At 70.1% G+C, this 18,351-nt stretch carries 15 protein-coding genes; all 15 read left to right on the top strand.

Annotation, left to right across the window (positions count from 1 at the left end; all coding sequences use genetic code 11):
* The first annotated feature begins 206 nt into the window (after positions 1 to 206).
* The 15 genes from E3O48_RS04995 to E3O48_RS04925 all read left to right on the top strand — a co-directional run bounded on the left by E3O48_RS04995 (position 207) and on the right by E3O48_RS04925 (position 18,259).
* Positions 207 to 1,040 carry a bifunctional 2-polyprenyl-6-hydroxyphenol methylase/3-demethylubiquinol 3-O-methyltransferase UbiG gene (locus E3O48_RS04995; RefSeq protein ID WP_134537532.1) on the top strand — a complete coding sequence of 278 codons (834 nt, stop codon included), beginning with the start codon at positions 207 to 209 and terminating at the stop codon, positions 1,038 to 1,040.
* A gap of 129 nt (positions 1,041 to 1,169) precedes the next feature.
* Entirely contained in the window at positions 1,170 to 1,736 is a 567-nt protein-coding gene (gene pyrR / locus E3O48_RS04990; RefSeq protein WP_134537531.1) for a bifunctional pyr operon transcriptional regulator/uracil phosphoribosyltransferase PyrR, read from the top strand.
* Positions 1,733 to 2,683 carry an aspartate carbamoyltransferase catalytic subunit gene (locus E3O48_RS04985; RefSeq protein WP_134537530.1) on the top strand — a complete coding sequence of 317 codons (951 nt, stop codon included), beginning with the start codon at positions 1,733 to 1,735 and terminating at the stop codon, positions 2,681 to 2,683. The genes pyrR and E3O48_RS04985 overlap by 4 nt, the downstream gene beginning before the upstream one ends.
* A complete protein-coding gene (locus E3O48_RS04980; protein WP_134537529.1) occupies positions 2,684 to 4,033 on the top strand; it encodes a dihydroorotase in 1,350 nt (449 codons plus the stop codon). It abuts the gene before it with no gap.
* Entirely contained in the window at positions 4,026 to 4,568 is a 543-nt protein-coding gene (locus E3O48_RS04975) for a hypothetical protein (protein ID WP_134537528.1), read from the top strand. The genes E3O48_RS04980 and E3O48_RS04975 overlap by 8 nt, the downstream gene beginning before the upstream one ends.
* Before the next feature lie 70 nt (positions 4,569 to 4,638).
* Complete coding sequence (gene carA, locus E3O48_RS04970; RefSeq protein WP_134506931.1) at positions 4,639 to 5,775, top strand: glutamine-hydrolyzing carbamoyl-phosphate synthase small subunit; 1,137 nt, start codon at positions 4,639 to 4,641, stop codon at positions 5,773 to 5,775.
* Complete coding sequence (gene carB / locus E3O48_RS04965; RefSeq protein WP_134537527.1) at positions 5,775 to 9,062, top strand: carbamoyl-phosphate synthase large subunit; 3,288 nt, start codon at positions 5,775 to 5,777, stop codon at positions 9,060 to 9,062. The genes carA and carB overlap by 1 nt, the downstream gene beginning before the upstream one ends.
* Before the next feature lie 26 nt (positions 9,063 to 9,088).
* Entirely contained in the window at positions 9,089 to 9,946 is an 858-nt protein-coding gene (pyrF, locus tag E3O48_RS04960) for an orotidine-5'-phosphate decarboxylase (protein ID WP_241982405.1), read from the top strand.
* The gene (gene gmk, locus E3O48_RS04955; protein WP_134537526.1) at positions 9,939 to 10,859 is read left to right on the top strand and encodes a guanylate kinase; all 921 of its coding nucleotides are present in this window, start codon (positions 9,939 to 9,941) and stop codon (positions 10,857 to 10,859) included. The genes pyrF and gmk overlap by 8 nt, the downstream gene beginning before the upstream one ends.
* Before the next feature lie 126 nt (positions 10,860 to 10,985).
* Complete coding sequence (gene rpoZ, locus E3O48_RS04950) at positions 10,986 to 11,243, top strand: DNA-directed RNA polymerase subunit omega (RefSeq protein ID WP_134506697.1); 258 nt, start codon at positions 10,986 to 10,988, stop codon at positions 11,241 to 11,243.
* A 27-nt stretch (positions 11,244 to 11,270) separates the two neighbouring features.
* Positions 11,271 to 12,482, top strand: a complete 1,212-nt coding sequence (gene coaBC / locus E3O48_RS04945; RefSeq protein ID WP_134537525.1) for a bifunctional phosphopantothenoylcysteine decarboxylase/phosphopantothenate--cysteine ligase CoaBC — start codon at positions 11,271 to 11,273, stop codon at positions 12,480 to 12,482.
* 163 nt (positions 12,483 to 12,645) lie between these two features.
* Complete coding sequence (gene metK, locus E3O48_RS04940) at positions 12,646 to 13,839, top strand: methionine adenosyltransferase (protein WP_134537524.1); 1,194 nt, start codon at positions 12,646 to 12,648, stop codon at positions 13,837 to 13,839.
* Between the two features lie 2 nt (positions 13,840 to 13,841).
* Positions 13,842 to 15,920 (top strand): primosomal protein N', encoded by a 2,079-nt coding sequence (locus tag E3O48_RS04935; protein ID WP_134537523.1) that lies wholly within the window; start codon positions 13,842 to 13,844, stop codon positions 15,918 to 15,920.
* Positions 15,921 to 16,838, top strand: coding sequence for a methionyl-tRNA formyltransferase (gene fmt, locus E3O48_RS04930; protein ID WP_134537522.1), 918 nt, complete (start codon positions 15,921 to 15,923; stop codon positions 16,836 to 16,838).
* Entirely contained in the window at positions 16,835 to 18,259 is a 1,425-nt protein-coding gene (locus E3O48_RS04925) for an RsmB/NOP family class I SAM-dependent RNA methyltransferase (RefSeq protein WP_134537521.1), read from the top strand. Before fmt ends, E3O48_RS04925 begins: the two co-directional genes overlap by 4 nt.
* The last annotated feature ends 92 nt before the right edge of the window (positions 18,260 to 18,351 follow it).

Raw genomic sequence — 18,351 nt, 5'->3', positions numbered from 1 at the left:
CAGCCGGCATCCGCCTCGGTGAAGGCGGTGGTGGCACTGGGATCAGGGGTTCCTGCCATGACCCCAGAATACCATAATTCGAACAAAGATACGAGTATTGCTCGGGTTTCTTTGATCGAATTTCGCATTCAATATTCGGCGGCACGGAGGGGACGCGGCCACGTAGTCTGGTGGGCTCGCCGACCCCGAGCGGCAAGAGGACGACCATGCAGCACCATCTGGACACGAATCGCGCCAACTGGGACGATCGCGCCGCGGCCCACGCCGCGCGAAACGGACTGGGCTACCACGTGCAGCGCTATGTCGACGACCCCGGACTCCTGTCGGAAATCGTGCGCTTCGACCTCGACCGGCTTGACGATATCGCAGGGCTGCGCACGGTGCACCTGCAGTGCCACATCGGAACTGACACGCTCTCCCTGGCCAGACTCGGTGCGCGCGTCACGGGACTGGACTTCTCCCCGGTGGCCCTTGCGGAGGCGCGCGCCCTCGTCGCGGAAACCGGCGACCAGGTCGACTTCGTCGAGTCGGATGTCTACTCGGCCCTGTCGGTACTCGAGCCGGAGACCTTCGATCTCGTCTACACGGGAATCGGGGCGCTCTGCTGGCTGCCCAGCATCGACCGCTGGGCGGCCGTGGTGGGCGGGCTGTTGGCGCCGGGCGGCCGGCTCTTCCTGCGTGAGGGCCATCCGATCCTGTGGACCATGGACGAGAGAATCGCCGACGACCTGCACCTGCGTTTTCCCTACTTCGAGCAGGAGGAGCCGCTCGAATGGGACGACGACTCCAGCTATGTCGAGACCGGCCGGCCGATCACGGCCACAAAAACGTTCGAGTGGAACCACGGTCTCGGCGAGATCGTGACCGCGCTGCTGGGCGCGGGCCTCAACCTCACCATGCTTGTCGAACACGACAGCGTTCCGTGGGAGGCGCTGCCCGGACAGATGCTTCAGCGCGGCGACGGCGAGTACGCCCTCGACGCGTTGGCCGGGGTCGCGCCGTTGAGCTACACGATCCAGGCCGTGAAGCCGCTGCGCTGAGGCGCTCAGCGAGGCGCTCAGCGAGGCGCTCAGCGGCGGCGGACGGACACCGGCCGGCGCGCTGCTAGGCTGGCCCCAATAGACATCCTTTAACAGCCGTCCGGTGAGGCGGGGAAGGAGGTCCGGTTTATGGCACGCACCGTGCTGAACCAGGCTGACATTGCCCGAGCGTTGACTCGGATCTCGCACGAGATCCTGGAGTCCAATCGAGGCCCCGACAAGCTGGTGATCCTGGGCATCCCGACCAGGGGCGTCGTGCTCGCCCAGCGGATCGCCGAGACGATCCAGCGGATCGAGCCCGCGGCGACGGATGTGCGCGTCGGCTCCCTCGACGTCACCATGTACCGTGACGACCTGGCCCACACTCGCACCCGGACCCCGTCCCGCACCCTGGTTCCCGGCAGCATCGACGGTGCCACGGTCGTGCTCGTCGACGACGTGCTCTACTCCGGTCGCACCATCCGCGCCGCCCTCGACGCGCTCGGCGACCACGGTCGCCCCACGATCGTGCGGCTCGCCGTGCTCGTCGACCGCGGTCATCGCGAACTGCCGATCCGAGCGGACTTCGTCGGCAAGAACCTGCCCAGCTCCACGGACGAGCGGATCAACCTGCACCTGCTCGAGGTCGACGGCGACGAGTTCGTCAGCATCGACGGCGGTACCGCGATCGACCACGACGAGGCGGCCGCCCGATGAAGCACCTGCTCTCGACCAAGGGGCTCGCCCGCCCCGACGCGATCCGGCTGCTCGACATCGCCGAGGACATGGCCGACGTCGCCAACCGTGAGGTCAAGAAACTGCCCACGTTGCGCGGCAAGACCGTGGTGAACCTCTTCTTCGAGGACTCCACCCGAACCCGGATCTCCTTCGAGGCCGCCGCCAAACGGCTCAGCGCCGACGTGATCAACTTCAGCGCGAAGGGGTCGAGCGTGTCGAAGGGCGAGAGCCTCAAGGACACCGCACAGACCCTGGCCGCGATGGGAGCCGACGGCGTCGTCATCCGTCACCCGGCCTCCGGCGCCCCCGAGGTGCTCGCCGCCAGCGGCTGGATCGACGCCGGCATCATCAACGCCGGCGACGGCACCCACGAACACCCCACCCAGGCGCTGCTCGACGCGTTCACGATCCGCCGCCGGCTGCACGGCCCCGCCTCCCGCGGCAAGGGCCTCGACGGGGTGAGCGTCACCATCGTCGGTGACGTGCTGCACTCCCGGGTGGCCCGCTCCAACCTGTGGCTGCTCACCACACTCGGCGCGGGAGTGACCTTCGTCGCCCCGCCGACCCTGCTGCCGATGGACATGTCCGGCTGGCCCGCCGCCGTCGGGTTCGACCTCGACGCGGCGATCGCCGCGAAGCCCGACGTGATCATGATGCTGCGGATCCAGGCCGAACGGATGAACGCGGCCTTCTTCCCGAACAGCCGCGAGTATTCGCGCCGCTGGGGCCTCGATGACGAGCGATTCGCCCGGCTGGCTCCGACTAGCATTGTCATGCACCCCGGCCCGATGAACCGCGGCCTCGAGATCTCTTCGGCGGCTGCCGATTCGGCCGCCTCGACTGTGCTCGAACAGGTGGCGAACGGGGTTTCCGTGCGGATGGCGGCGCTGTACCTGCTTATGTCCGGTGACCGGGAGGATTCCTAAATGCCCAGCGATAGCACTCCAGGCACGTCCTGGCTCATCCGGGGCGCCAGGCTCCCCGACGGCACCCGGACCGACCTCGTCCTGGCCGGCGGACGGATCGCCGAGATCGGCTCCGGCCTCTCCCGCGCCGGCGCCACCACGGTCGACGCCGACGGGCTGATCGCCCTGCCCGGGCTCGTCGACCTGCACACCCACCTCCGCGAGCCGGGCTACGAGCAGAGCGAAACCATCCTGACCGGCAGTCGGGCCGCCGCAATCGGCGGTTTCACCAGCGTCTTCGCCATGGCCAACACCTCCCCGGTGCAGGACACCGCCGGTGTCGTCGAACAGGTCCTCGCACTCGGCGACCAGGCCGGCTACGTCACCGTGCAGCCGATCGGCGCCGTGACCGTCGGCCTCGCGGGGGAGCGGCTGGCCGAACTCGGCGCCATGGCGACCAGCCGGGCGCGCGTGCGGGTGTTCTCCGATGACGGGTTCTGCGTCGCCGACCCGCTCCTGATGCGCCGGGCCCTCGAATACGTCAAGGCGTTCGACGGCGTCATCGCGCAGCACGCGCAGGAGCCGCGGCTCACCGAGAAGGCCCAGATGAACGAGGGCGCGCTGTCCAGCGAACTGGGACTGGCCGGCTGGCCCGCGGTCGCCGAGGAGTCGATCATCGCGCGCGACGTGCTGCTCGCCGAGCACGTCGGTTCCCGCCTGCACGTGTGCCACGTCTCCACCGCCGGGTCCGTCGACGTCATCCGCTGGGCGAAGGCCCGCGGCATCAACGTGACCGCCGAGGCCACCCCGCACCACCTGCTGCTGACCGAAGACCTCGTGCGTGGCTACGACGCCCGGTTCAAGGTCAACCCGCCGCTGCGTCGCCGCGAAGACGTCGAGGCGCTGCGCGCGGGGCTCGCCGACGGCACCATCGACATCGTCGCCACCGACCACGCCCCGCACCCGGTCGAGGCCAAGGACTGCGAATGGGATGCCGCGGCCAACGGCATGGTCGGCCTCGAATCGGCCCTGTCCGTCGTGCACGCCGCCGTGGTCCGGAGTGGACTGCTCGACTGGGCAGACATTGCACGGGTGCTCTCGGCCACGCCCGCGCGGATCGGCCGGGTCACCGGCCAGGGCCAGGGACTCGTCGTCGGTGCCCCGGCGGAGCTCACCCTCTACGACCCGGCCGCCAGCCGGGTCTTCGGGCGGGCCGACCTCGCCGGCAAGGGAACCAACTCGCCGTATCTGAGCATGACGCTCCCCGGCCGGGTGCGCGCGACGTTCCACCGCGGCTACGCGACGGTGCTGGACGGCGCACTGCGACCGGCCGCCGAAATCACGTCGGAACGGGAGAACAACCATGGATAGGACCATCCCCACGGTCATCACCGCGCTCGTGCTGCTGGGGCTGCTCGCCCTGATGATTCGCAGCTGGCGCGCCCGCGGACGCCGCGACGCCGCCCTGCCGGCCGGTTACCCGCTGCCCGGAGAGACCACCCCGGAGCTGGCTTCGGCGGCGGCCTTCTATGTCGCCACCACCCGGCGGGGGACACCCCTCGAACGCCTGAACATCCGCGGGCTCGGCTTCCGGGCCAGGGCCGTCGTCACCGTCACCGAGGCCGGTGTCCTCCTCTCCCTCGCCGGCGAGGAAGTCGTGTTCATCCCGGCCGACGCCATCGAATTGCTCGAAGCCGCCACCTGGACCATCGATCGGGCCGTCGAATCAGACGGTCTGCTCCTGCTCGGCTGGCGGCTGAACGCCCCGGCCGCCGAGACCGGCGAGATCGTCGACAGCTACTTCCGCATCATCGACCCCAGCGACCGCGCCACCGTGAACGACGCGATCCGAACCATTGCTGCCGGAGCCCTCAGCCCGGCCGCGCACGACGAAAGCGAGGCGTAGCGTGAGCAACGCAGCGACCCTGGACCACCCGGACACCGGCAGGCCGAACACCCGCACGACGGATCCCGCCGTGCTCGTGCTCGAGGACGGGCGCCGCTTCGTCGGCCGTGCCTACGGCAGCCGCGGACGGACCCTCGGCGAGATCGTCTTCGCCACCGGGATGACCGGATACCAGGAGACCCTCACCGACCCGTCCTACGCCGGGCAGATCGTGCTGATGACGGCGCCGCACATCGGCAACACCGGCGCGAACGACGAGGACATGGAGTCCCGCCGGATCTGGGTGTCCGGTTTCGTTGTGCGCGAACCCGCCCGGATCGCCTCCAACTTCCGCTCGACCCGGCGCCTGGACGACGACCTCGAAGACGGTGGCGTGGTCGGGATCAGCGGAATCGACACCCGGGCGATCACCCGGCACATCCGCTCGGCCGGCGCCATGCGCTCCGGCATCTTCTCCGGCGACGCCTTCACTCTCTCCGACGGGGAGCAGCTCGAACTGGTGCGTTCCGGCCAGGCCATGCGCGGACGCAACCTCTCCGACGAGGTGTCGACGGTCGAACCGTTCTCGGTGCCCGCCAAGGGGGAGCGGATCGGCTCGGTCGCCGTGCTCGACCTCGGCGTGAAGACCTCCACCCTGAACCACCTCGCCGAGCGCGGCTTCGAAGTGCTCGTGCTCCCGCAATCGGTCACCGCGGAGCACGTGCTCTCGCTGGACCCGTCCGCCGTGTTCTTCTCCAACGGCCCCGGCGACCCGGCCGCCTCCGACGCCCACGTCACCCTCCTCCAGGAGGTGCTCCGCGCGGGTGTGCCGTACTTCGGCATCTGCTTCGGCAACCAGCTCCTCGGCCGGGCCCTCGGCTTCCGCACCTACAAGCTGCCGTTCGGGCACCGCGGAATCAACCAGCCCGTGCTCGACAAGACCACGGGCCGGGTGGAGATCACCTCGCAGAACCACGGCTTCGCCGTCGACATGCCGATCGACGGGATCAGCGACTCCCGCACCGGGTTCGGCCGGGTCGAAGTGAGCCACTACAGCCTCAACGACCAGGTGGTCGAGGGCATCCGCTGCCTCGACATCCCCGCGTTCTCGGTGCAGTACCACCCGGAGTCGGCGGCCGGCCCGCACGACGCCGAGTATCTTTTCGACAGGTTCAGGGACGTGGTGGTCGCCCATATCGCGGCCGCCGGAGCAGGAGACGCCAAGTAATGCCCAAGCGCGACGACATCAACAGCGTCCTTGTCATCGGAAGCGGACCGATCGTGATCGGCCAGGCCTGCGAGTTCGACTACTCAGGCACCCAGGCCTGCCGTGTGCTGCGGGCGGAGGGGGTGCGGGTGATCCTCGTCAACTCCAACCCGGCCACGATCATGACCGACCCCGACTTCGCCGACGCCACCTACATCGAACCGATCACCCCCGAGATCCTCGAGACGATCATCGCCAAGGAACGCCCGGATGCGATCCTGCCGACCCTCGGCGGCCAGACCGCCCTGAACGCGGCCATCGCGCTGCATGAGCGCGGCATCCTCGAGAAGTACGACGTCGAACTCATCGGCGCGTCGTTCGGCGCGATCCAGAAGGGCGAAGACCGCCAGATCTTCAAACAGCTCGTGCAGGACCTCGGCGGCGGCGTCGCCCGCTCCCACATCGCGCACACCGTCGATGAAGCCGTCGCGTTCGCGGAAGACCTCGGCTACCCGCTCGTCGTGCGCCCCTCCTTCACCATGGGCGGCCTCGGCTCCGGCTTCGCGTACACCGAGGCGGAGCTGCGCCGGATCGTCGTCGACGGCCTTCACCACAGCCCGACCACAGAGGTCCTCCTCGAGGAATCCATCCTCGGCTGGAAGGAATACGAGCTCGAGATGATGCGCGACACGGCCGACAACACGGTCGTCGTCTGCTCGATCGAAAACGTCGACCCGGTCGGGGTGCACACCGGTGACTCGATCACCGTCGCCCCCGCCCTGACCCTGACCGACCGCGAATACCAGAAGCTGCGCGACCTCAGCATCGACATCATCCGCGCCGTCGGCGTCGACACCGGCGGCTGCAACATCCAGTTCGCGATCAACCCGGCCGACGGGCGCATCATCGTGATCGAGATGAACCCGCGGGTGTCCCGGTCCTCGGCCCTCGCCAGCAAGGCCACCGGCTTCCCGATCGCGAAGATCGCCGCCAAGCTCGCGCTCGGCTACCGGCTCGACGAAATCCCCAACGACATCACCGGGGTCACCCCGGCCAGTTTCGAGCCCACCCTCGACTACGTCGTGGTGAAGGTGCCCCGGTTCGCTTTCGAGAAGTTCCCGGCCGCCGATCCCCGCCTCACCACCACCATGAAGTCCGTCGGCGAGGCCATGGCGATCGGCCGCAACTACGCCTCGGCGCTGCAGAAGGCGCTCCGCTCGCTGGAGAAGCGCGGCTCCTCGTTCCACTGGGGCGCCGAAACCCGCAGCCTCGAGGAGTTGCTCCTCATCGCCGCCGTACCCACCGACGGCCGCATCGTCACGGTGCAGCAGGCGCTCCGCAAGGGCGCGACCATCGAGCAGGTCTTCGAATCCACGAAGATCGACCCCTGGTTCATCGACCAGATCGTGCTGATCAACGAGATCGCCGCCGAGATCGCCGCGGCCGAGCGCCTCGACACCGACATCCTCCTCACCGCGAAGGACCACGGCTTCTCCGACGCCCAGATCGGCGAGCTCCGCGGCTTCGGGGAAGCGGATGTGCGCAAGGTCCGGCACATCCTCGGCGTGCGCCCGGTCTTCAAGACCGTCGACACCTGCGCCGGGGAATTCCCCGCGCTCACCCCGTACCACTACTCCAGCTACGACCAGGAGACCGAGGTCGTGCCCAGCGACCGCCGGAAGGTCGTCATCCTCGGCTCCGGCCCGAACCGGATCGGGCAGGGCGTCGAGTTCGACTACTCCTGCGTGCACGCCTCCTTCGCGCTCTCGGAGGCCGGCTACGAGACCATCATGATCAACTGCAATCCCGAGACGGTCTCCACCGACTACGACACCTCCGACCGGCTCTACTTCGAGCCGCTCACCCTCGAGGACGTGCTCGAGGTGATCCACGCGGAGAGCCAGAGCGGCGAACTCGTCGGCGTGGTCGTTCAGCTCGGCGGCCAGACGGCGCTCGGCCTGGCCAAGGGCCTCGAGGCCGCGGGGATCCCCATCCTGGGCACCTCGCCGGCCGCCATCGACCTCGCCGAGGAGCGCGGACTGTTCTCCGGCATCCTCGACCAGGCCGGCCTGCTCGCGCCGCGCAACGGCGTGGCGACCGACTTCGCCGGCGCCGTCGTCGTCGCGGAGGAGATCGGCTACCCGGTGCTCGTTCGGCCGAGCTACGTGCTCGGCGGCCGGGGCATGGAGATCATTTACGACAGTGCCTCGCTGGCCGACTACTTCACCAGGATGGCCGGCCAGGGCATCATCGGCCCGTCGCATCCGCTGCTCGTGGACCGTTTCCTCGACGACGCGATCGAAATCGACGTCGACGCCATCTTCGACGGCACCGAGCTGTACATCGGCGGTGTGATGGAGCACATCGAGGAGGCCGGCATCCACTCCGGCGACTCCAGCTGCACCCTCCCGCCGGTGACCCTCGGCCGCGCCGAAATCGACCGCGTCCGCGAGGCCACGCTCGGCATCGCCAGGGGCATCGGCGTGCGCGGCCTGCTCAACGTGCAGTTCGCCATCGGGGCGGGGGTGCTCTACGTGCTCGAGGCCAACCCGCGCGCCTCCCGCACGGTGCCGTTCGTCGCCAAGGCCCTGGGCATCACCCTCGCCAAGGCCGCGTCGCTGATCATGGTGGGCAAGACCATCGCCGAACTCAAGGCCGAGGGCAAACTTCCCCTCGTCGACGGTTCCCGGGTGCCGATGGAATCTCCGGTCGCCGTCAAGGAGGCCGTGCTCCCGTTCAACCGGTTCCGCACCCCGGCCGGCCTGGTCGTCGACTCCGTACTGGGCCCGGAGATGCGCTCCACCGGCGAGGTCATGGGCATCGACCGGGACTTCCCTCGGGCTTTCGCGAAGAGCCAGCTCGCCGCTTACGGCGGAATCCCGCTCAGTGGAACGGTCTTCGTCTCGGTTTCCGACCGGGACAAGCGGGCCATCATCCTGCCGATGCTGCGGATGCAACAACTCGGCTACGAGATCGCCGCGACGGAGGGCACCGCGGAGGTTCTCCAGCGCAACGGAATCCGCGCCCGGATCGTGACCAAGTTCAGCGAGAAGAGCGGCCCTGACGACGTGTCGATCGTCGAGCTGATCCGCCGTGAGGAGGTGCAGATCGTCATCAACACCCCCGGCGGTCGCACCGCGCGCGCCGACGGCTACGAGATCCGCGCCGCCGCCGTCGCCGGCGACCTGCCGCTGTTCACGACGATCGCCGAGCTGAGCGCCGCCGTCGCATCGATCGACGCCATCCGCGGGGGCTTCGAGGTGACCTCGCTGCAGGAATACGCCACCACCCGGACGAACGCCCTGTGAGCCACGATCCGTCCGCGGCTACCGCCTTGTCGTTCGGGGACCGCCTGGACGCGGTCTTCACCGCGCGCGGCCCGTTGTGCGTGGGGATCGACCCTCACGCCTGGCTCCTGACCGACTGGGGGTTGCCGGATTCCGCCGCCGGCGCCGAGTCCTTCGGGCGCACGGTGGTCGAGGCCTGCGCCGGACAGGCGGGAATCGTCAAGCCGCAGGTCGCCTTCTACGAGCGATTCGGCTCGGCCGGCTACGCAGCGCTCGAACGCGTGCTGGCGGATGCCCGCGCCGCCGGTCTCCTCGTCATCGCCGACGTCAAGCGCGGCGACCTCGGCACCAGCGCCGAGGCCTACGGGCAGGCCTGGCTCAGCGGCGGCTCGCCGCTCGAGGTGGACGCCATCACGGTGAACGCGTACATGGGCGTCGGCTCACTGGCCGCCGTCATCGGCCAGGCCGAGCGGGAGAGCAAAGGGCTCTTCCTGCTCGCCGCCACCTCGAACCCGGAGGCTGAGGCGATCCAGCAGGCGGTCGTGGCCGGCGGGGGACAGGCCGGCCTCACGGTCGCCGGCGCGATCTTCCAGGACGTCGCTGCGCGGAACGCGGAGCACCCGGCGCACACGATCGGCTCCCTCGGAGTCGTGCTCGGCGCCACCCTCGACCTGGCCGCATTCGGGGTCGACCTGGCCGTCGCACCGGCCCGGGCGATCACTCCGATCCTGGCCCCGGGCTTCGGACACCAGGGCGCGAAAGTAGCGGATGTGAGGAACTTGTACGGGGGGTACGCTCAAGGCGTTATCGTGAGTGAATCGCGTAGCGTTCTTTCGGCCGGTCCCCGCCGAATTGCCGAGACGATAGCGCGCCGAGTACTTGAAGCTGGAGCGGCCCGTGGCTGAGAATCGCCCTACCCCACCCGACGTCGACCGGGTCGCGGCCTCGCGCGCCGCCGTGGCCGCCAGGCGCGCCCGCGCGGCCGTGAAAGACCAAATCGCGCACGAAAAGCGCTCGGCCCTCGAGGTGCTGTCCACGGCGATCAACAGCCCCGACGGCGTCGAGGGACGCCTGCGCGTTACCGAGTTCCTGATCAGCATCCCGGCAATCGGCGTCACCAAGATGCGACGCATCATGAGCCAGCTGGAGATCTCGCCCTCCAAGCGCCTCGGCGGCCTGGGCAAGCACCAGCGCGACCGGTTGCGGGGCTTCCTGTCGAGCAGGTCGAGGGTTCGCCGGGGCGCATCCTCTGCCCGGCTCGTCGTGCTCGCCGGGCCGACAGCCGTGGGCAAGGGAACCGTGGCCGGGTACATCCGGGAGCACTATCCCCAGGTGCTGTTGTCCGTCTCGGCCACCACCAGGGCGCCGCGGCCGGGGGAGATCGAGGGAGTGAGCTACTTCTTCGTCGACGACGCTGAATTCGACCGGATGGTCGAGGCCGGGGAACTCCTCGAATGGGCGGTCGTGCACAACGCGTACCGTTATGGCACCCCGCGCGGTCCGGTCGAAGCGGCGCTGGCGCGCGGCGACAGCGTTCTGCTCGAGATCGACATCCAGGGCGCCCGCGCCGTGCGACGCTCGATGCCGGAGGCGCGGCTCGTCTTCCTCCTGCCGCCGACCTGGGACGAATTGGTGCGCCGCCTGATCGGCCGCGGCACCGAAAGCCCGGCCGAGCAGGCCCGTCGCCTGGAGACCGCCAAGCTCGAATTGGCCGCCCAAGAGGAGTTCGATTATCGTGTCGTCAACCACGACGTGGCCGAGGCCGCCCGGGAGGTCGTAGACTTGATGAATCTGCGCCGGGCACCCCAGCTGCCTTAGCGCCCGATTTTTCGTGTTTGAGACGCGCCGACACTCGCGCGTCCAGCCGATCCAGCGTCACCCGCACCACCGATACCCGCTGCGACACCACCCCGCAGCACGAACCGCTCTGAAGGAGTGACACCAATGGCCAACAAGCCCACTGGCATCATTGACCCGCCCATCGACGACCTGCTGACCAAGGTCGACTCCAAGTACGCCCTCGTGGTTTTCGCGTCGAAGCGCGCTCGTCAGATCAACGACTACTACGCCGACCTGCACGAAGGCAGCCTGTTCGACAACGTCGGACCGCTGGTCGACTCCACCGTCGACGACAAGCCGCTGTCGGTCGCGCTGCGCGAGATCAACGAAGACAAGCTCGTCTCCCGCCCCATCGTCGAGTAGTCGACCGGGCATACTCGAGCGCGCAGGATGTCGTCAGGTCGCACGATCGTCGTCGGGATAACCGGCGGCATCGCTGCCTATAAGGCCGTCAACATCGTGCGCGCTTTTGTGTTGCGCGGGGACTCCGTGCACGTCGTTGCCACGCCGGCCGCCCTGCGCTTCATCGGCAAACCCACCCTCGAGGCCATCTCCCGCAATCCCGTGCACACCGACCTCTACGAAGGGGTCGCCGAGGTCCGGCACGTGGCGATCGGCCAGTCTGCCGACCTGATCGTGGTCGCGCCGGCCACCGCGAACACAATCGCCAAACTCGCCTGCGGCCTGGCCGACGACCTGCTCGGGAACACCATCCTGGCCAGCACCGCGCCGCTGGTGATCGCGCCGGCGATGCACACCGAGATGTGGAACAACGCCGCCACCCGGGCGAACGTCGCGACCCTGCGCGAACGCGGCGTCGTCGTCGTCGGGCCCGGGACGGGCCGACTCACCGGCGCCGACTCCGGGGCCGGCCGGATGGAAGAGCCGAGCGCGATCGTCGCCGCGGCCCTCGCCGCGCTGGCCGCAGCCGACCGCGGCGGCACGCCCGGCGACCTGGCCGGCAAGCGGATCGTCATCTCCGCCGGGGGAACCCGGGAACCACTCGACCCGGTGCGGTTCCTCGGCAACCGGTCCAGCGGCAAGCAGGGCGTCGCCCTGGCCGAGGCGGCCGCCGCCCGCGGGGCTGACGTGGTCCTCGTCGCCGCCAACCTGGAGGTACCGGCGCCGGCGAACGTCGACGTTCGCCTCGTGAGCTCCGCGGCCGACCTCGAGCGGACGATGACCGAGGCGGCGGCCGAGGCGGACGTCATCATCATGGCGGCGGCAGTCGCCGACTACCGGCCGTCCGAGGTGCGCGCCGAGAAGATCAAGAAGGTGGACACGGGCGATACCCTCGTGCTCACCCTCGTCCGCAACCCCGACATCCTCGCCGGACTGGCCGCCGTCCGGAGGCCAGGCCAGATCGTCATCGGCTTCGCCGCCGAGACCGAGGCCGACCCGGGCTTGCTGCTCGAACTCGGGCGGGAGAAGGCCGCCCGCAAGGGCTGCGACTACCTGGTCCTCAACAGGGTGGGCTGGACCGAGGGTTTCGCCTCCGAACGTAACGAGGTCCGTGTGCTCAACCGTCACGGAGATATAGTGATTGAGGTCTCCGGCAGCAAGATGTCGGTGGCCGAGCGCATCCTTGACCTGCTGAGTTGATCACGGGCTCAGCTGATCAGCGCTGAGCTGATCACCGCTGAGCCGACCGGCTCGGCTCAGACAGTCTTCGGCGCCGAACGCAGGTCTTCCCGGTGCCGCGCCGGCCGCGTCCGCGGCGGCCGTTTTCCCCCACGTACACGCACCACCAACAGAGACGGGCCAGATGAGCGATCTACGCCTCTTCACCTCGGAGTCAGTCACCGAAGGCCACCCCGACAAGATCTGCGACCAGATCTCCGACAGCATCCTGGACGCGCTCCTGGCCGAGGACCCGCACAGCCGGGTCGCGGTGGAGACGCTCGTCACCACCGGCCTCGTGCACGTCGCCGGTGAGGTCACCACCGAGGCCTACGTCGAGATCCCCTCGATCGTGCGCAAGTGCATCACCGACATCGGCTATGACTCGTCCGACGTGTGGTTCGACGGCCGTTCCTGCGGTGTCGAGATCTCCATCGGCGGTCAGTCGCCCGACATCGCCCAGGGCGTCGACAACGCCTTCGAGCGGCGCGAGGAATCGAGCGTCGACGACTTCGACCGGCAGGGCGCCGGCGACCAGGGCATCATGTTCGGCTACGCCACCCGGGAGACCCCCGAGCTCATGCCGATCCCGATCTGGATCGCGCACCGCCTCGCCGAACGCCTCGCCGAGGTGCGCAAATCCGGCGAACTGGACTACCTCCGTCCCGACGGCAAGACCCAGGTCACCGTCGGCTACGACGGCATCATCCCGCGCACCGTCGAGACCGTCGTGCTCTCCACCCAGCACTCCAAGACCGTCTCCAACGAGCAGCTGCGCGCCGAGGTCGAGGAACTCGTCATCCGGCCTGTGCTCGACCGGGTCGACCTCGACTCCTCGGGCCTGAACATGCTGATCAACCCGACCGGGCGGTTCGAGATCGGCGGCCCGCAGGGCGACGCCGGCCTGACCGGGCGCAAGATCATCATCGACACCTACGGCGGATCGAGCCGCCACGGCGGGGGAGCCTTCAGCGGCAAGGACCCGTCGAAGGTGGACCGTTCCGCCGCGTACGCCATGCGCTGGGTGGCCAAGAACGCGGTGGCCGCCGGATTGGCCGACCGCCTGGAGATCCAGGTCGCCTACGCCATCGGCAAGGCCTCCCCGGTGGGACTGTACGTCGAGACGTTCGGCACCGGAACCCTTCCCGACCGGGAGATCACCGCCGCGATCCGGGAAGTCTTCGACCTGCGCCCGGCGGCGATCATCCATTCCCTCGACCTGCTGCGCCCGATCTACGCCAAGACGGCCACCTACGGCCACTTCGGCCGTGAACTGCCCGACTTCACCTGGGAGCGGCTCGACCGGGTCGAGGAACTGAAGAGCGCCGCCGGGCTGTAGCGATGACCCGCACCGGCCTCGTGGCACGGGTGCTGATCGATTCGCCCCTGCCGCAGCTCGACCACCTCTTCGACTACCGCATCCCGGAAGAGCTCGCTGCGCTCGCGCAGCCCGGAGTGCGGGTGCGCGTGCCGCTCCGGTCGGCCGGGCGGGTGGCCGACGGGTACCTGATCGAGGTCGTCGGCGGGGCGACGGCAGTCCCTCCGACCGGGACGGATCCGGCGACCCTCGACGGGGTCACCCCCGACTACCACGGCGCGCTCAGCCCGCTCGATGCGGTCGTGTCGGAGGCGCCGGTACTCACCCCCGAGGTCTGGAAGCTGGCCAGGCGGGTGGCCGACCGCGCCGCCGGCAACGCCAGCGACATCATCCGGCTCGCCGTCCCACCCCGGCAGGTGCGGGTCGAGAAAGCCTGGCTCGCCGGCATGGCTGCGACGAACGCGACGAACGCGACGAACGCGACGGATGCGACGGCCCCCGTGGCAGCGCCGGCCACCACCGACCCGGCATCCGCGCCACCGCACGCCTTCGCCGACTACCCGGCCGACAGCCTCGACACCGTCGTAGCCGACCGGAAACGGCTCTGCGTCGCCGCAGTGCCGACGCTGATGCTGCTGCCGGGTGGACACACCATCGGGCGCTGGGCGCACACGATGGCCGGGCTCGCGGTCGCGGCCCTCTCCGCCGGTCGGAGCAGCATCCTCGTCGTCCCCGACTACCGCGACCAGGACCAGGTCCAGGCGGCACTCGAGCTCCTCGCCCCCGCCGGCACGGTCAGCCGGGTCGACGCCCGCCAGCCCAACGCCGACCGTTACCGGGCCTTCCTCGCCTGCCTGGCCCCCGCCCCGCGGATCGTCCTGGGCAACCGCTCCGCCGTCTACGCCCCGACGCACGACCTGGGCCTGATCGCGCTCTGGGACGACGGCGACCCCCTGCACGGCGAACAGCTCAGCCCCTACGTGCACGCCAGGGACGCCGCGCTGGTCAGGCAGGGCCAGGCAGGCTGCGCGCTCATCTTCCTCGGGCACACCCGCTCGGTGGAGGTGCAGCGCCTGGTCGAACTCGGCTGGCTCGGCGAGGTGCACCCCACCAGGAACCAGCACCCCCGGATCATCCCCACCGACTTCCAGGCCGAACCCGACCAACAGGCCCGCGCCGCGCGAATCCCGACCGCCGCCTGGCAGGCAGCCAGGGAGGCCCTCCAGCACGGGCCCGTGCTCGTGCAGGTGGCGAGCCCCGGCTACGCACCTATGCTCGCCTGCCAGACCTGCAAGAAGGCCGCGCGGTGCACCACCTGCCAGGGCCCGCTCGGCCTGGCCTCGGCGGCCGCGCTGCCGTCCTGCCGCTGGTGCGGTGCTCTCGCGGCCGACTGGAGCTGCGTGCACTGCGAGGGCCGGAAGCTCAGGGTCGTCACCCTGGGCACCGGCCGCACCGCGGAGGAACTCGGCAGGGCCTTCCCCGGGGCCAGGGTCATCATCGCCGACGGCGACCACCAGGTGCAGCAGCTCGGTGCGGAACCCGCCCTCGTCATCGCGACCCGCGGCGCCGAGCCGATCCCGGCCGGCGGCTACCGGGCCATCCTGCTGCTCGACGGGGAACGGATGCTCGCCCGCGAGTCGCTCCGCGTCGGGGACGACAGCCTTCGCGCCTGGTGCAACACGGCGGCATTGGCCGCTCCGGGGGCGCCCGTGATGCTCGTCGGAGTCGGCGGCACCCTCGCCCGCGCGCTGAACGCCTGGCAGCCCGAGGCGCACGCGGCAGCGGAGCTGGCCGACCGACGGCAGCTGCGATTCCCGCCCGCCGTGCGGGTGGTCTCCGTCACCGGCACCGCCGATGACGTCGCGGCGGCCCTCATCGACCTCGACCAGGTTCCCGGGCTCGACGTGCTCGGCCCGGTGGCGACCGAGCCGCCCCTTGTCCGGGGCATCGTGCGCTTCCCCTACGCGAGCGGCGCCGAGGCCGCCCGCCTGCTCAAGGCCGCCATCGTGCGGAACGCGGCCCGGCGGCGGCGGCCGAAGGGCGCTCCGTTCCGTGCGGCACCTACACTCAAAGTACGATTCGACGACCCGGAGCTGCTCTAAATGAAAATCGTCTTCGCGGGCACCCCCCAGGCCGCCGTGCCCAGCCTGGCCCTGCTGGCCGACTCTCCGCACGACCTTGTCGGCGTGGTGACCCGGGCGGACGCGCCGCTCGGCCGCAAACGCACGCTCACCCCGTCCCCGGTCGGGCAGGCCGCCACGGACCGCGGCCTCCGGCTGCTCAAGACCAACCGGCTCGACGACGCAGCGACCGCCGAGATCGCGGACCTCGCGCCCGACCTGGGCGTGATCGTCGCCTACGGCGGGCTCATCCGGGAACCGCTGCTCTCCGTGCCGCGCCTCGGCTGGATCAACCTGCACTTCTCCCTGCTTCCCCGCTGGCGCGGCGCCGCACCGGTGCAGCGCGCGCTGATCGCCGGCGACGCGCGCACCGGCGCCGCGGTGTTCCAGCTGGTGCCCGAACTCGACGCCGGCGCGGTCTTCGCCCAGCAGTCGGAGCCGATCGGCCGGCACGCGACCGCCGGCACCCTGCTCGCCGGCCTCAGCGAGAGCGGCGCCCAGCTGTTGCTCGGCGTGATCGACGACCTCGCGGCCGGGCGGGCGACCGCCCTCGCCCAGGCCGGGGAGGTCACCCTCGCCCCCAAGCTCACCCTCGATGACGCCCGGATCGACTGGTCCGCCCCGGCGGAAACGGTCTACAACCGGGTGCGCGGGGTCACCCCTGAGCCCGGCGCGTTCACCACGGTGAACGACGGGCGCCTCAAACTCCTCGATGTCGCCCCGACCCATGGGGCCCTGCCGCAACCGGCAGGCTCGATTCGAGAGATCGACAAGAAAGTGCTGATTGGAACCGGGACAGAGCCGCTCGAGCTCGTCACGGTGCAACCGGCGGGAAAGACGGCAATGAGGGCAGCGGACTGGTGGCGTGGAGTGGCGGCGACGGAGGTGGTCGCCTCATGAGCGACGAGCGCGGCCGGGGCCGGCAGCAGGAACGCCCGCGCCCGCAACACGATTTCGTCCAGCCGGCCCGGCGCGTCGCCTACGAGGTGATCGCGGCCGTGCGCGAATCCGACGCCTACGCCAACCTGCTGTTGCCCACCCGCATCAAACGGGCCGCCCTGAACACGGCGGATGCCGCCCTGGCCACCGAGCTGACCTACGGCACCCTGCGGATGCAGGGGTTCTACGACCGGGTCATCGCCGAAGCGGCCGGGCGGCCGGTCTCCGCGATCGACCCTGCCATCCTCGACGTGCTGCGGCTCGGCGCCCACCAACTCCTCGCGACCCGGGTCGCCACCCACGCCGCGGTGAACGAGTCGGTCGAGCTGGCCAGACAGGTGGGCTCGCGCGCCGCCACCGGTTTCACCAACGGGGTGCTGCGCACCATCTCCCGCTCCAGCACCGAGGAATGGCGGGAGCGGATCCTCGCCGACGCCACCGGGGAGGACGACCGCCTCGCGATCGAACACTCGCACCCGGTCTGGGTCGTCCGGGCCTTCCGCCAGTCCCTGCGACTTGAGGGGCGCGAAGCCGAACTGGAAGACCTGCTGATCGCCGACAATGCGGCACCCCGGGTGAACATGGTCGCCCTCCCCGGGCTCGTGCCCGCCGAGGAGACGGCCGGCCTCGGCGAGCCCAACGCGTTCTCCCCGACCGGATTCGTGCTCGCCGGCGGAGACCCGGTGCACCTCATGCACGACCACAACGGCCGCATCCGGGTGCAGGACGAAGGCTCGCAGCTGGCAGCACTGGCCCTGAGCCGCGCCCGCCCGGCCGCCCAGGGCGAACGCTGGCTCGACCTCTGCGCCGGCCCGGGCGGCAAGGCCGCGCTGCTCGCCGCCGAGGCCCTCGCCGCCGGCGCCACCCTCGTCGCCAACGAGCTGGTCCCCGCCCGGGCGACGCTCGTGCGCAAGGCCCTGGCGGCAGTTCCGGCCTCGGTCCCCGTCTGGGAGGAGGACGGCACCACCTTCGGTGATGCCCACCCCGAGGCCTTCGACCGGATCCTCCTCGACGCGCCGTGCACCGGCCTCGGCGCCCTGCGCCGCCGGCCGGAGGCGCGCTGGCGCAAACTGCCCCGGGACGTCGCGGAGCTCAGCGACCTGCAGTCGGGCCTGATCGACGCCGCCCTCGGCGCCCTCAAGCCCGGCGGCATCCTGGCCTACGTCACCTGTTCCCCGCACATCGCCGAGACCCGGGGGATCGTGGCCACGGCGCTGAAGAAATGGGGCGGCACGGTGCGCACCCTCGACACCGCCGGGGTCGTCCAGGGCCTCGCGAATTCGCCGCTCGACCTGCCCGCCGACGGCGGGAGCGTGCAGCTCTGGCCGCACCGGCACGGCACCGACGCGATGTTCATCACCCTGCTCGAACGCACCGACTAGATGAGTGAGTCCTAATCGATTGTCGGTAGCGGTACACGTCTAGTCAGATCGGACTGGCCCGGCGTGGACGCTGTTAATCGAAGGCGGAGGGT

This window comes from Cryobacterium sp. HLT2-28 (assembly GCF_004402495.1).
GTDB lineage: Bacteria > Actinomycetota > Actinomycetes > Actinomycetales > Microbacteriaceae > Cryobacterium > Cryobacterium mannosilyticum.
This window is presented reverse-complemented; position numbering and strand designations above follow the sequence as displayed.